The sequence below is a fragment of the Streptomyces xinghaiensis S187 genome, assembly GCF_000220705.2.
GTDB lineage: Bacteria > Actinomycetota > Actinomycetes > Streptomycetales > Streptomycetaceae > Streptomyces > Streptomyces xinghaiensis.
The window spans coordinates 1,158,812-1,172,622 of sequence record NZ_CP023202.1 but is presented as its reverse complement, the minus strand read 5'-3'; the positions used below and the strand labels follow the sequence as shown (position 1 = coordinate 1,172,622).

Genomic DNA, 13,811 nt, shown 5'->3' with positions numbered 1-13,811 from the left:
CGATGACGGGAACGACGTTAGGAACGGGCGGCATCGGCGGACTATCGGCGGCCGGCGGCGTGCTATCGCGGGGGCTATCACCGCCGGGGTTGCCCCGGTGATAGCCGGGCGAAAGCGTTCCGCGGCGATGCTGGGGCCGCGGGACACCCTGCGGGAGCGGCTCGACGCCAGGAGGACAAAGACGTGGACGTACCCCAGCTCGACGCCTTCATCACCGTTGTGGAGGCCGGCAGTTTCACCAGGGCCGCGGCCCGGCTGGGCCTGTCACAGCCCACCGTGACGACGCGGATCAAGTCGCTGGAGGTGACGCTCGGCACCACCCTGGTGGACCGGCTGCCCAGCGGCGTCCGGCCGACCCCGGCCGGCACCGACCTGCTGCCGTATGCCCGGGAGATCGTCAGACTGACCGGACACGCCCGCCAGGCCGTCGGCTCCGGTGGGCAGCCGCACGGCCGGCTCGACATCGGCGCCGTCGAGAGCCTGGCGAGCTACCGGCTGCCGCCCCTGGTCGAGTACCTGTTCTGGCGCTATCCCAAGCTGCAGGTGTCGATCCACACCGCGGCCTCGGGCACCTCCGTCGCCGACGTCCGGGACGGCCGGCTGGACTGCGCCTTCATCATCGACACCCGGCACGAGCGGGAGGGCCTGCGGTCGGCGGTGCTCTGCCCCGAACCGCTCGTCCTGGTGGGAGGGCCGAGCCACCTGCTCGTCGACAGGACCGAGATCACCGACGCGGACCTGCGGACCGCCTCGCTGACCCGGGCCGACAACAACGCCGAATACCACACGCGGTACGAGCAGGCCATCGGCCTGCACCGGGCCGCCGAGCGCCCCAGGATCTTCGAACTGGGATCCGTGGACGCGGTGAAGCGCAGTGTCCACCTGGGACTGGGCATGGCCCTGCTGCCGCTGGTCACGGTGCGGAGGGAACTGGAGGAACGGCAGCTCTTCCGGATCGGCTGGACGGTGCCGTTCGAGGCGTACTCCCAGATCGTCTGGCGTGCGGGCCACACCTGCAACACCGGCGTCGACGCGCTGGTGGACTCCGCCGTCCGCGTCGTCAAGGAGCAGCACGAGACGGAGCCCGCCGACGGCGTCCTCCACTGACCGATGGGGGCCCGGACACCGCGGCCCCACCCCGGGGCAGGGACTGCCGTCAACCGGGCCGTCGGCCACCGGGCGGAGCCATCAGCCAGGCGCATCCGGGCCTGCGCGACCGAGCGCTGCCCGGATCCGGCCGAGCCACTCCGTGCCCAGCCGGTGCCCGCCCGGGAGCTGGTCGTCCCGGTCCCAGCGCCAGGCCGTGACCATCGCCAGGACGAGGATCCGGCACTCGCGCAGCACGTCCCGGTCCGCACCCGGATAGTGCTCGCCGACCTCCTCGGGCGCATGGGCGAGGTCGAATTCGACGGGCCCACGGCAGCACGTCTCCAAGTCGATGAACAGCAGCCCGTTCTCCGTGGAGAGGACGTTGCCCGGGTGCGGCTCGCCGTGCAGCAACTGCCCGGCGCCGCCCCGCTCGACGATCACCCGGCTCAGGCGTCCCAGCGTGTCACCGAGCAGCTCCCGGTCCGCGTCGGCGAGCGCCGGAGTGCGGTCGCGGTGCGCCACGAGGCGCCGAGCCCGCTCCACCCGGTCCGTGAAGTGCGGCGCCGGGACAGCGAGTTCGCGCATGCCGGTGTGCAGCCGCGCGAGCGCCTCGGCGTAAGCGGCTGGTGAGACCTCTCCGGGTGACACGGGTTCGTAGTAGGTCCACAGTGTGACCACGAAGCCGTCACGCTCATGGACGCGCGGCTCCACCCGCGGATCGAGAGCCGCCACGGGGCATCCGAATGCGGCGAGCCGCTGAGCGAGCCCGACTTCGAACTGTGCGACCTGCTGCGCCGCGGGTGCCACCCGGGCCAGGACGTCACAGGGCAGCAGACGCAGCGTGAGCTTGTTCGAGTCATGCAGAACGATCGCGTCGTCGGCCGTCAGGCCGAGGGACGAGGCGATCGACACGGCCGCGGCCACCGCACGCGGAACCTCTGACGCCTGCATCGTCCCCCGGCCCCTCTCCCGTAAGCGCTGACACAGCGTTCCCGATGGTGCGACCAGCGCACCCTACCGAGTGCCGATACAGAGCCGCCGCAGCGCGACGGGCCGGGCGTGACCGCCTCGGCGCCCCGCGCCGGCGGCTGCGGACATCGTCGCGGAGCGGGCGCATAGGATCACCGGCATGGCACTGCGACCCGTGCAGGTGAACATCAAGGCCCTCGACGCCTCGGCGGCCGGCCGGTTCTGGGCCGAGGCGCTCGGCTGGAGTGCTCACAGCCCCGGCGTGACCACCTACGTCGGACCCGGCGGACCAGACGGCGGATCAGACGACGGCCTCGTCTGGCCGGACCCGGCCGTCCTCGGCGTCGACATCGTTCCCGTCCCGGACCCCAAGACGACGGCGAAGAACCGGGCGCACCTCGATCTCGCCACCACCTCCACGGCACACCAGGCCGAGCTGGTCACGCGCCTCCAGGGGCTCGGTGCGACGCCCGTCGACGTGGGCCAGGGCGACGTGCCGTGGACGGTCCTCGCCGACCCGGAGGGTAACGAGTTCTGCGTGCTGGAGCCCCGGGAGATCTACCGGGACACCGGGCCGATCGCCGCGGTGGTGGTCGACTGCGCGGATCCCCGGGCCATGGCCCGGTTCTGGGGTGCGGCGGTGGACTGGACCCTGCACGAGGTGACCGACGGTCAAGCGGTGTTCCGCTCCGCCAAGGGGACCGGCCCGTATCTCGAATTCCTCCGCACGCCCGGCGTGAAGACCGTGCCGGACCGCGTCCATCTCGACCTGCTGCCGTACCCCGGTGACGGCAAAGCCGCGGAGGCTGCCCGGCTGCGGGCCCTCGGCGCCACCGACCTCGACCTCGGCCAGGGCGACGTCCCGTGGACGTGCCTGGCCGACCCGGAGGGCCACGAGTTCTGCGTCCTCGCCCCTCCTGACGCCCCGTCCTGACACGGCGCCCTGGCGGCACTCCGACTCGCGCGCCCGGCCGTGCGGTGCCGTCATCCGTTGCCGTACCGGCTCACAGGCAGGACCTTGCGGAACGTGGCCACCGCGATCACCGCGACCGCGACGTGCATCAGGAGCAGGGCGGCGACGCCGGTCACGCCACCGGCGCCGAAGAGGAAGAAGTCGGGCACGAACGACACCACGACGACGACCGGAACGAGCCACCGCAGCACGCTCTCGGCGTTCTGGGACACCTTGCGGACGATCCCCCAGCCGATCGCGCCCGCTGTCACGCCGACCGTGGTCAGGAAGATGTACGAGCCCGGGTCGAGTGGTTCGAAGTCGTCCGGTGCGCCCACCGCACGCGCCAGTAAGGCGATCACGGCGTTGACCAGGGAGGACAGCACGGCGGCGACCAGAACACCGCCCACCACCAGGAGCGGGCCCCGTCGGGTGGCGGCTGTCCGGGGATCTGCTGCGGGCATGGTGACTCCAAGGAGGACAAGACCGCTGACGGACGCGGAGGCGGTATGACAATCGGCGAGCACAGCCTTGCAGCAGGTCACTTGAAAGTTCAATGCAGCAGGTTCGAACGCGCCAGAAGCCTGCCCGCAGGGGCCTGATCGCCGGGACCGCCTGGCAGGGGCAGGTGAAGCCGAAGTCACGGAACACGGTCACGGCTCCTCGTCGGCAGCAGGCACCGACGGTGAGCGCCCAGCCTTTTGATCACCGGGTGTACGGTTTGTGTGTGGCTCTCGATCTGTCCGCATTGAGAAGTGGTTTCGACGGATATGTGCGCGCGGTGCTCGATCCCGGGCTTTCCGGGGAGGAGCGGCGGACCGACTTGAAGCACATGCGCTTCTGGTACCCCTACTACGCGGATGTCGTGACCGATGTGGCCGAACTGCGCAAGCCTCGGGTCGAGAAGCGGACGCTGAAAGTGATCAATTCGCAATCCCAGATTGATTATGAACCGTACGCCAATGACCAGATCGTTGCCGATCTCAAGGCCGCGCAGGAGGCCATCCTCCTGAACCTCCCCAGGGTTCCGCCCGATCGGTATATTCCCTACAAAAAGGGTTCCCGGTATCTTCCCGATGAATATGCCGCAGTCCTTGTCGCGCATCTCAGAATGCACTGGGAGTACCTGGAAAATCCGGCGCGAAAGAAATGAGCCGGGACCACATGCGCATCAGCCCGCTCGGAGCTCGCGGACGCGTTTCGTCCCGGTGGCCGGGTGGAGGAGCGTCCGCGCCGCTCCGGGGCGACACCGCCGGTGAGAGACTGCGTCCCTGCATGCCCGCCAGTCAGCGGCATGCGTCGAGCAGCGCGGACGGGCGAGGCGCGACCTCAGGTTCTGGCCCGGCCGTGGGCACACCTGTAGGGTTCGCGCCCCTTCTTGACCAGGCACACCCTGAGGGTCACCAGCTGCTCTTCCTTCAGGTTCCCCGTCTTCCAGCGCGTGCAGTACATGGCACGGTGCCCCAGGGTGCTGGCCGTGCGAATGACTCTGTGGTTCATATACAGCCACGCCTTGACGCCCCAGCCATCCCGGGTGACGTCACAGGCCCGGATGGCGTCGCCCGGAATCCTCCCATGAGGATCGGCGCTGAATGTGCCCTTTCCGGGGGCAGGTTCGAGACCGGTCGCCACGTACACCACGTTGCTGTAGCTGGCGTGTGACGGGGACGCGGTCATGACGACCGCCGCAACCGCCATGCACATCCCCACCAGCGTGCGCGGGGTCTTTCTCATCACGTCTCCCTTCCCTTGGACGGCATTCCGCCGCTGCCGGGCACGACTTGCCGACGAGCAGAACACCGCACTCCGGCAAGCCTCCGGCCTCAACGGCCCCGCAAGTCCGGTAATGCCTCTCCCCGGCCCGTCCGGCGCCCTCGGACACGGCATCAGAATAGGTCTCAAAGCAACTCAAAACCGGGGATCCGGAAAGAGCTTATGAAACGACAGCGGCGCACCGCCGTCGTTCGGCACCCGGGCGGACGGCCGGACGCTTCCGGCTCCGCGACGGAACCGCCCGGCTCAGAGGCGCTCACACCATGCGTCGTCTGCCGGGCGGTTGGTGCCCGTCCTGTCCCGTCCCGTCCCGTCCCGAGGTGGCCTAGAGTCGCCGCATGCGACGGAGGACGGGACTGGCGATAGCCGGGGCTGCGACCCTGGCCTGGGGCGAGTGGTTGAACTGGCGCTGGTCCCGGGCTCTCGTGGGCAACGGAGGGGGCGGTGCCGAAGCGGTGGTCGTCCTGGGTTACCGGAACCCCCAAGCGGGGGCGAACGTGATCAACCGCTGGCGCGTACGGGCCGGCATCCGCTCCCTCACCGCCGGCGGTGCGCGGGGCACTCGCGTCATCTTCAGCGGCGGTGCGACCAGCGGCGGCGCCGCGGAGGCGCAGGTGATGGCCGACTACGCGCAGTCGGTGCTCGGACTCGACGGCACCGTGCTCCTCGAAGACCGGAGCGGGACGACGTGGGAGAACATCACGAACGTGATCCCCCTGCTGGAGGACGCCGACCGGATCAAGATCGCCTCCCAGCCGGCTCACGCGCTCAAGGCCCGCGCGTACCTGCGGCGGCAGCGCCCGGATCTTGCGGAGCGGCTCGTCCGCGCGGACGACTACCGCCCCGGCGAGTGGATCGTCGTCAAACCGCTGCTGGCTCTGTACGGACTGTGGGCACTCCGCGGTCTCACGGCCGGCGAACGGAAGCCGGCGCTGTAGGCGGCAGCCGCCGTCGCGTCGGCGCGGCCGTGCGCGACATCCCCGACCCCACCGACGCGCTCCTCGCGTTTCTGTCCCGGGCTGTTACGAGCCGTACCCAGTGGGTGCGTCCGACGGGCCGGCACGCACACGCCCCGCTGCGAATCCGCGCGGTGTTTGAACACAACCGGGCTCCGCCGCGTACAGGGGGAACAGCACCATGCCGGGCCTGTCACGACGCCTAGGAGTACTTCCGTGAGACGCAACACGCGCAGACGCCCCACCGGCGCACGGCGCCGGACCTTTGCAGCGGTCGCGCTGATATTGGGCGGAGGGGGGCTGGTAGCGGCGAACACCTACGCCTCCGCGGGAGAAGGCGACTCGGGCGGCCGGGCCCAGGATCGGAGCGGTGGCGACCAGGCGGCCACGATCTCCTGTCCGGACGTCGGGCAGCAACTCACCGACGTGCCGGGGGAGGCGCGCGCCGACGTCGACAAGGCGCTGGCCGACCTCGACCAGCAGATCACCGAGGCGTACGACCGGCTGACCTCGACACGCCAGGAGCAGGCGCAGGACGGGAGCTTCGTCCGGGACGCGATTCTCGGACCACTGAGCGAGAAGCGCACCGAGGTCATCGGTCAGATCAAGATCGACGTGAAGCGGGCGGGCGGCACGGCCCCGGAGTCACTGGACGGTCTCGCCGCCTGCACCGAGATCAGTCCCGCCCAGGCCCGGAAGAACGACGGCGGCGGGGACGGCGGCGAGCAGGACGGCGAGGCGGACAGCGCCTCCCCCGGCACCGGTCAGGACGACGGCGGCGAGGGCGGCGAGCAGCAGGACGGCAACGGCAACGGTGCGGCCGGGCCGTTCGCCGCGGACTTCGTCGACATCACGAAGGTGCAGCCGAACGTCCAGGCGAAGCCCCGCAAGACCGGCGACGCCTCGACCGGTACGTTCAGCGTCCAGTGCGGCGTCAACGAGAACAAGGTGTTCAACACCGACAACCTGATCGTCGCGCCCGGCGTGGACAACGGCGCTCACCACACTCACGACTACGTGGGCAACCAGGGTGTCGACGCCTTCGCCTCCAACGACGATCTGGCGAACGCCGAGACCAGTTGCTCGGAGCAGGGCGACAAGTCCTCGTACTACTGGCCGGTCCTGCGCGTGCAGGACGGCACGCAGGAGTTCGACGCCGAACAGCAGGGCGGCGGCCTGGAGGGCAACGTCGGCAAGATCCTGAGCGCCAAGGAGGCCGAGATCACGTACGTCGGCAGCCCGGCCGGCAAGGTCGTGGCGATGCCGAAGTTCCTGCGCATCATCACCGGTGACGCCAAGGCCTTCACCAACGGCACGGCGAACGCCAACGCCAACTGGAGCTGCACCGGCTTCGAGGACAAGGTGCAACTGGCGGACAAGTATCCGATCTGCCCGCAGGGGAGCAGCGTGGTGCGGTCGTTCGCCTTCCAGAGCTGCTGGGACGGTCAGAACATCGACAGCGCCAACCACCGAGCGCACGTGGCCTTCGCCGACGCCGACGGCAACTGCGGGAACGGCTTCAAGGCGATCCCGCAGCTGACGATGCGCCTGGTGTACGACGTCCCGGCGCCGGTCATCGAGAACGGCCAGGTGCGGAACCCGTACGCGGTGGACGGCTTCCCGGAGCAGCTGCACAAGCCGATCACCGATCACGACGACTTCATCAACGTCATGGACGAGGACCTGATGGACGAGGTCGTCGACTGCGTCAACGCCGGGCGGCAGTGCGGAGCCGGCGCGGGTGAGCAGCCGCAGGAGCCGCAGGAGCCCCAGAAGCCGGAGGAGCCGAAGCAGCCGGAGCAGCCGCAGGAGCCCCAGCAGCCGGAGGAGCCCCAGAAGCCGGAGCAGCCGAAGGAGCCCAAGGAGCCCAAGGACAAGCCGGCGCCGCAGGAGCCGCAGGACGAGCCGGAGCCGGGGCCCGAGGCTTCGTCCGCGGACGACAAGGACGGGGCGAAGAAGCCCGGCGCGGCACCCGACACCCCCTCGGAACCCACGGCCGCACCCAGTGACGTGGCCACCAGCACCCGGGAGGCCGAGGCCCCGGACGACGCCCGCGACGGCGAGACGAAGGCACGGGCGACCAGCCCCGCCGAGACATCGGACACCGCCGTGGAAGCTCAGTCCGAGGAAGCGCAGCCCCAATCGCAAGCGGGCTCGGGCAGCCTGGCCAGCACCGGCGCGGACCTGTGGCCGGCCGCGGCCGGAGGGGTCCTCGTGCTCGGAGGACTGGTTCTTCTGATCCACACCAGGCGCCGCAACACGACCACGAACTGAGAGGTTTCCGTCCGCAGTACACCGGGCGGGACGGATCAACGGTGAGGGCGAACTGCGACCGCGGTACCGATACCGCGGTCGCAGTCCGCTCACGCCTCTGCCGCTCCGGCGATGTCCGTCGAGCACACTCGTCAGAGACCTCGTTCAGCGCACGGCGATGCCCCGCGCCCTCAGGATCTCCAGTCCGTCGGGGAGCATGAGCTCCAGCATCTCTGCCCCGTTGAAGAGCTTGAGGCGGGGCAGCAGATCGAGATCGTCGAGGCTGTGCACGTCGAAGAGGTCGTCCTCGCCGTCCCAGACCGGAGCGCACTCCATGAACACCTGGAGGCCGCCGTCGAAAGTCAACTCCTCCACGGTGGCGAGCAGTCCGGCCGGGATCTGCAGCGCCTCGAAGTAGGCGCGTGCCTGGTCGAGGACTGTGTGCTCCAACGTGTTCTGCTCGATGTAGGTGTGGAGGTCCTCGACACCGCGCGCCCGCATGTGCTCCCTCATGCTGAAGGCCGGGGTGAGCGTCTTGTCGCAGTACATGAGCTGCTCGACGACGAGGAGCTTGAAGTTGAAGTCACGGAACGCGGTCACGGCTCATCAATAGCAGCAGGCACCGACAGCGAGCCTCCTCCCGGCCGTTGCCTCGGCCCCACTGGTCGGGTGACGACGTGGTGAAGCAATCCCCTGGTCAGCGATTCAGGCGTGAGGCTGACAGGGCTCAGCGCCGGTGTCCGGCCCACCGGCCGGAGACGGAGCCGGTCACGGGGGCACGGCGGAAACCGCTGGCCTGCGAGCGGAGCGTCTGATGTCGTGGGCCGGACGAGTACGCCAGGGGCGGGACGGGGTGGTCGGGGTGCCGGGTGACGGGTGTGTCTTCTGCGCGATCGTGGCGGGCCGGGCCGACGCGAGCGTCGTGTACGAGGACGACTGCGTCCTCGCGTTCATGGATCTTCAGCCTGTCACCCCCGGGCATCTGCTGATCGTCCCGAAGGCCCATGCCGAAGGGCTGGAGGATCTGCCGGAGGAGACCGGTGTGCGGGTGTGGCGGGCGGCCCATCGCCTCGGCCGGGGGCTGCGGCTCTCCGGACTGCGCTGCGAGGGGGTCAACATCTTTCTCGCCGACGGAGAAGCGGCCTTCCAGGAGGTCTTCCACGTCCACCTGCACGTCTTCCCCCGCTTCCCGGGAGATCCGTTCCGCATCGAGGCGGACTGGCAGGTGCGCGAACGCCGGCTGCTCGACGAGACGGCGGCGGCGGTCCGCTCGGGGCTCGCCGGCCTCGGCTGAGTGGTGCGAGCCCGGCGCCCGGCGGGTTCGGGCGCCCGCGCCGGGAGCCGCGCCGGAACCGGGCCGGCTGGTTCACTCCTCGGCCGGCGCGACCATGCGCCACCGGCCCACCTCTTCGAACCCCGAGTCGTAGACGGCCGAGCCGTCGCCCGGCCTCAGGGCGTAGTGGTGGAGGTTCCCGGCCCAGTACCGCAGGATGCGGCTCAGCTCCCGCGCGGTGTTCTCGGACAGCCGGTCGCTGCTGACGTCGACTTCGAGCATGAACTTCATGATGACCGCCTCCCGGCATGGGGTTGTCCTGGCTTCGGTGCCCTGCTTGAGCCGGACCTGGTATCAAGTGTTTCATTGAAGCCGGATGAGGGTTTCCGGCCTCAACTCCGGTGGTGAGCTCGTTCATTCGCCGGAAATATCTCAACCGGGGCCGAGGCCGTGAGGTGAGCGGAAGCGGCTGCGCGGGGCGCGGTCGGCGGTCCACGGAGGGGAGCAGGGCGGATGGGGGACCGGCTGCGTGCCCGCGACCTCGCACGGTCGGCGGGCCTCTCGGTGCAGCAGATCCGCACCTATGTGGAGACGGGCGTCCTCCCGGCGGTGGAGCGCACCGCCGGCGGCCACCGGGTCTTCACCGGCGCCCACGCCGAAGCGCTCATCGTGGCGCGGGAACTCGCCGCCGGCCACGGCTGGGCCACCACCCGCGTCGTCATGCGCGCGGTCCACGACGGTGACCTGGTCACGGCACTTGCCGCCGTTGACGCGAGCCATGCCCGTCTCGACCGGGAACGCGGCGAACTGGCCGCCGTGCGCGAGGCTCTGGAGACTCTCCTGACGGGCCGCTCGGCCCGCTCGGGCCGTGTGAACCCGCCGTGCCGTGCGGAGCGTTCCGGTGATGCGGGCCCGGGGGGTGGCACGGAGCACGCGGCCCGGCAGGACGCCGCGCGTCACGGTTTGCGCATCGGCGAGGTGGCCCGCGCCGTGGGCGTGAGCCCGCCCGTGCTGCGGCTCTGGGAGGCCCACGGTCTGCTGCGGCCCGAGCGCGAACCCTCCACCGGCTACCGTCGCTACGACAGCTCGGAGCTGCGCGCGGCACACGTCGTCGCGCTTCTGCGGCAGGGGAGTCACCCGCTGCCGGCCATCGGCGCGGTGCTGGACGAACTGCGCGCGACCGGCAGCCCCGACCGCGTCCTGCGCGAGCTGACCCACCGGACGCGGGACCTCCACCGCACCAGCCTTCGCCGTCTCGCCGCCTCCGCGGCGCTGCACGGCTACCTGCGGTCCCAGGGGCACACGGTCTGACCGTCGGCCCGCCTCCGTACAGGCGCACTGAGCGTTCGGGCCGGTGCCGGTGACCCGTCCGCTCGGTGGCCGCAAGGGCCCGACCGCCCCGCCGGGCCTTGATGCGGGGTCATGGCCGACGAGCGCGGGCAGGATTGAGTAGCGAGAGCAGAGGGCGGGCCGTTCCTCCTCTCGGCTCCGGGAACCGGCCCTTGCCCGGGCGGCGTCTGAGCAGACGTTGGCATGTCATCAGCGTGTTGGTATACCTGAACCTAAGTCAGGCGCGGGGGAGCGCGGGCGGTGCGTACGCAGGACCGCCGGGAAGCCGGCTGCTGCTCCGCCGCGCGGGACGAACCGCGGTTTCCGCCAGAGCCGTTGAGGCGGACGACGGCACGCGGGTCGGCCAGGGCATGACGGGGGAGAGCAGACGTGATCAAGCCTGAGGCGATACCCCAGTTCACCGGTGATCTGGAGCAGTTGGAGAAGGACGCCACCGGCCTGGGCAATGACGCTGACGACATCCGGGAGACGGGCAAGGGCGTCCACACCCAGTTCCAGGGGCTTTCCGCGTTCTATACGGCTCCGGAGGCGGAGGCGTTGTTCGCGTCGACGAAGCCGGTGCAGGACCGGGCGGATGAGTTCGCGGACGACTTGGAGAAGGTCAAGTCGGCGTTGGACGAGTACGCCGCGGAGGTGCGTCCTCTTGTGGCGAAGCTGAAGCAGCTCAAGGCCGATGCTGCCGCGTTCGTCGCCAGTGTGGAGGGCGATGACGAGTGGAAGTACGACGGCGACAAGATCGATGAGCACAACGCGCTCCAGTCGGACGTCACCGCGACGGTGGCGGCGTTCTGGGAGGCGGAGCGCACGGCCGCGAACAAGATCACGGCGCTGGTCGGGGGGACGCAGTACCGGGCGAATGACGGCTCGGACGGCAAGAACATGTATGGCTTCTCCGCCGATGACATGAAGGATGCCGAGGTCCCCTGGGGTACGGCGGAGAACGAGAAGTACCACTGGTATGAGGTCCACCAGCACATCAAGAGCTTCGTGTGGGACGGCCTGATCGTCGACGGGGTCTGGGGCACCATCAAGGGCTTGGGCACCCTCGTCGGCTTCGACGGCTGGGACGCGATGAAGGATGCCTGGAAGGGCCTGGGCATGCTGGTCGTCGGCACCGCCCTGTACACCTCACCGCTGGCCTATGCGATCCCGGATTCGGCGTTGCCGCAGTGGATGAAGGACTCCAAGGAGGTCGCGAAGCAGACGGGCAAGGCGCTGCTGGCGTGGGACACCTGGGGTGAGAACCCGGCCCGCGCGGCGGGTGCGGTCACGTTCAATGTGCTGACGTCGATCACGGGTGCGGGGAACATCGCCAAGGGCGGCACGGTGGCGAAGGTGGCTTCCGTGGCGGGGAAGGCGGGGAAGTTCCTGGACCCGATGACGCACATCTCCTCGGTGGTGGGCAAGGCCGGGCAGGCGATGAAGATCGGCGATGTGCTGGCGGGTCTGAAGAACCTCAACCTCGGCAAGATCGACATCCCGGCGATCCCGGACGGCGCGACGCTGCTGCCGGACGGGCGCCTGGAGTTGCCCGACGGCACGGTGAAGGTCCCCGACACCCCGCTGCAGCTCGCGGACGGCACCGTCCACGTGCCGGAGGGTGCGGCGCCCAGGGTGCCGTCGGAGCTGCCCAGTGGGGCGGTCCTGATGCCGGACGGCTCGGTCCTGCACCCCGACGGCAAGCTCCAGCTCCCCGACGGCTCCACGAGCACGGCGGATGTCCCCGTGGAGCCGCACAAGGCGGACCTGGCCACTCCGGACCGGGCGGCCGTGCGGGTACCCGAGCAGGAACTGGTCGGTGCCGGCGCCCGGAGCAACCCGTCCGGTGCCGTTGCCCAGCTCGGCGATGTGGGCAATCCGTCCGCCGTCGCCGACAACACCGTCGGTGGGGGCACCCCGGGGCAGGTCGGCGCGAACGCGGGCGACACCGCCCTGGGCGGCACCGCCCGCACCGGCGACAACCTCCCCGGCGGCACGGCGAACCCGGGCGGATACGGGCCCGCCGGCGCAGGCGGTCCCGGTGGCTTCGGGGACAACCTGCCCGGCGCGACCGGCCGCGTCGGCGACACCCCGGGCGGCGGAACGCCCGGCGGCCCGTACGACGGCCCGTCCATGTCGCTGGGCGACAACGCCGCCGGCGCCACCGACACGCTGCCTCCCGGCGGACGCGACCTGCCCGAGGGCCCTGGGGCCGGTCCCCAACTCGGTGACACGAACCTGCCCGACGGCAACCCCGGTTCCGGTCCTGCCGACGCGATACCGCCCGGCACCGCCGTACCGGACAACGCGCCCCCGCCCGGTGGCGGCACCCCCGGCGACGGCACGCCGCCGCGGACGCCCGAAGAGGTCATGCGGAACCACGTCGACCGGGTCAACGACCCGAACGACACGTTCTTCGACGACCACTACAAGTCCAACGGCCACCGCAAGGACGTCGAGCGCCTGGTGGACGGACAGCCGGTGCCGAAGCTCCGGTGGGACACTTCCGATCCGATGAACCCGAAGTGGATCGCGGCCGACAACGCTCCGCCGCCGGTGCCACCGAACTACCTGGAGAGCCCTGTCCACGGAAAGGCGGACACGGTCAGCCCTGACAACATCAAGACCCTTGAACAGACCGCGCTCCACCGCCAAGACGCGATCGCCGCCGACCGTGCGGCCGAGACGACCCTGGCGGATGCTCGGCAGGCCTACGAGAGCAACCCGTCGGAGGCCACGAAAGACGCCTACGACGCCGCCGACGCCGCGCACAAGCCCAAGCACGACACCATGGGCAAAGCGGGTGAGACCCTCGGCGACCAGGCGGCCGAGTTCCACGCGATCCCGGAGAACTTCTCGGATGCCCAGCGTGTTGACAACCGCGCGCTCGGAAACAACCGGTTCGATCAGATATGGGAACGCTCGGACGGCAGTTACGTGGTGGTCGAAGCCAAGGGGCCGAGTGCCCAACTCGGCGACCGCCGAGGCCTTTCCGGGCGCCAAGTCATGCAGGGCACGCGCGAATACTTCGAAAGTATCCTCGCCCAGATGGACAAGCGAGGGGTCAACGACCAGGTGGAAGGCGCCCTCGCGGAGAAGCTGGACACGGCGCTCAAGGCGGGCAAGGTCGAGTATGTGGTCGTCCGAGCCAAGGCTGACGGTGGACAGTACGCTGGCTACACGATGAAGAAATTTGACATCCGCTGAGGGAGCAAGA

Annotated in this window: 13 protein-coding genes; 8 read left to right on the top strand and 5 right to left on the bottom strand. The window is 70.1% G+C overall.

Translation table 11 applies throughout. From position 1 onward, the window contains the following. Positions 1-183 precede the first annotated feature (183 nt). The gene (locus tag SXIN_RS04995) at positions 184-1,107 is read left to right on the top strand and encodes a LysR family transcriptional regulator (RefSeq protein ID WP_019710859.1); all 924 of its coding nucleotides are present in this window, start codon (positions 184-186) and stop codon (positions 1,105-1,107) included. 81 nt (positions 1,108-1,188) lie between these two features. Here SXIN_RS04995 and SXIN_RS04990 read toward each other — a convergent pair whose 3' ends face one another. Next, complete coding sequence (locus SXIN_RS04990; RefSeq protein ID WP_039823225.1) at positions 1,189-2,040, bottom strand: phosphotransferase enzyme family protein; 852 nt, start codon at positions 2,038-2,040, stop codon at positions 1,189-1,191. Between the two features lie 178 nt (positions 2,041-2,218). Between SXIN_RS04990 and SXIN_RS04985 the strand changes: the two genes are divergently transcribed. Next, positions 2,219-2,992, top strand: a complete 774-nt coding sequence (locus SXIN_RS04985) for a VOC family protein (RefSeq protein ID WP_019710857.1) — start codon at positions 2,219-2,221, stop codon at positions 2,990-2,992. A 50-nt stretch (positions 2,993-3,042) separates the two neighbouring features. Here the strand turns inward: SXIN_RS04985 and SXIN_RS04980 are convergent, their stop codons facing one another. Next, positions 3,043-3,474: a DUF6069 family protein gene (locus SXIN_RS04980; protein ID WP_039823224.1), complete on the bottom strand. Its 432-nt coding sequence runs from the start codon at positions 3,472-3,474 to the stop codon at positions 3,043-3,045. A gap of 263 nt (positions 3,475-3,737) precedes the next feature. Between SXIN_RS04980 and SXIN_RS04975 the strand changes: the two genes are divergently transcribed. Further along, complete coding sequence (locus tag SXIN_RS04975) at positions 3,738-4,163, top strand: hypothetical protein (protein ID WP_157916251.1); 426 nt, start codon at positions 3,738-3,740, stop codon at positions 4,161-4,163. Positions 4,164-4,339: 176 nt separating this feature from the next. On the opposite strand, the gene SXIN_RS04970 is transcribed toward SXIN_RS04975, so the two are convergent. After that, the gene (locus SXIN_RS04970; protein WP_157916250.1) at positions 4,340-4,744 is read right to left on the bottom strand and encodes a hypothetical protein; all 405 of its coding nucleotides are present in this window, start codon (positions 4,742-4,744) and stop codon (positions 4,340-4,342) included. A 377-nt stretch (positions 4,745-5,121) separates the two neighbouring features. Here SXIN_RS04970 and SXIN_RS04965 point away from each other — a divergent pair, with 377 nt between their 5' ends. Next, positions 5,122-5,721, top strand: a complete 600-nt coding sequence (locus tag SXIN_RS04965; protein WP_039823223.1) for a YdcF family protein — start codon at positions 5,122-5,124, stop codon at positions 5,719-5,721. 234 nt (positions 5,722-5,955) lie between these two features. After that, on the top strand, positions 5,956-8,013 hold the full coding sequence (locus SXIN_RS04960; RefSeq protein WP_039823221.1) for a DUF1996 domain-containing protein: 2,058 nt from the start codon (positions 5,956-5,958) through the stop codon (positions 8,011-8,013). Between the two features lie 144 nt (positions 8,014-8,157). Here the strand turns inward: SXIN_RS04960 and SXIN_RS04955 are convergent, their stop codons facing one another. Beyond that, a complete protein-coding gene (locus SXIN_RS04955) occupies positions 8,158-8,592 on the bottom strand; it encodes a DUF6892 domain-containing protein (protein WP_019710851.1) in 435 nt (144 codons plus the stop codon). Between the two features lie 214 nt (positions 8,593-8,806). Here SXIN_RS04955 and SXIN_RS04950 point away from each other — a divergent pair, with 214 nt between their 5' ends. Next, the gene (locus tag SXIN_RS04950; protein WP_050931039.1) at positions 8,807-9,286 is read left to right on the top strand and encodes an HIT family protein; all 480 of its coding nucleotides are present in this window, start codon (positions 8,807-8,809) and stop codon (positions 9,284-9,286) included. A gap of 72 nt (positions 9,287-9,358) precedes the next feature. Here SXIN_RS04950 and SXIN_RS04945 read toward each other — a convergent pair whose 3' ends face one another. After that, on the bottom strand, positions 9,359-9,556 hold the full coding sequence (locus SXIN_RS04945; RefSeq protein WP_019710849.1) for a hypothetical protein: 198 nt from the start codon (positions 9,554-9,556) through the stop codon (positions 9,359-9,361). A gap of 222 nt (positions 9,557-9,778) precedes the next feature. Between SXIN_RS04945 and SXIN_RS04940 the strand changes: the two genes are divergently transcribed. Together SXIN_RS04940 and SXIN_RS04935 are read left to right on the top strand one after the other, a co-directional pair. Then, a complete protein-coding gene (locus SXIN_RS04940; RefSeq protein ID WP_019710848.1) occupies positions 9,779-10,576 on the top strand; it encodes a MerR family transcriptional regulator in 798 nt (265 codons plus the stop codon). Positions 10,577-10,984: 408 nt separating this feature from the next. Further along, complete coding sequence (locus tag SXIN_RS04935) at positions 10,985-13,801, top strand: hypothetical protein (RefSeq protein ID WP_019710847.1); 2,817 nt, start codon at positions 10,985-10,987, stop codon at positions 13,799-13,801. Positions 13,802-13,811: the final 10 nt, after the last annotated feature.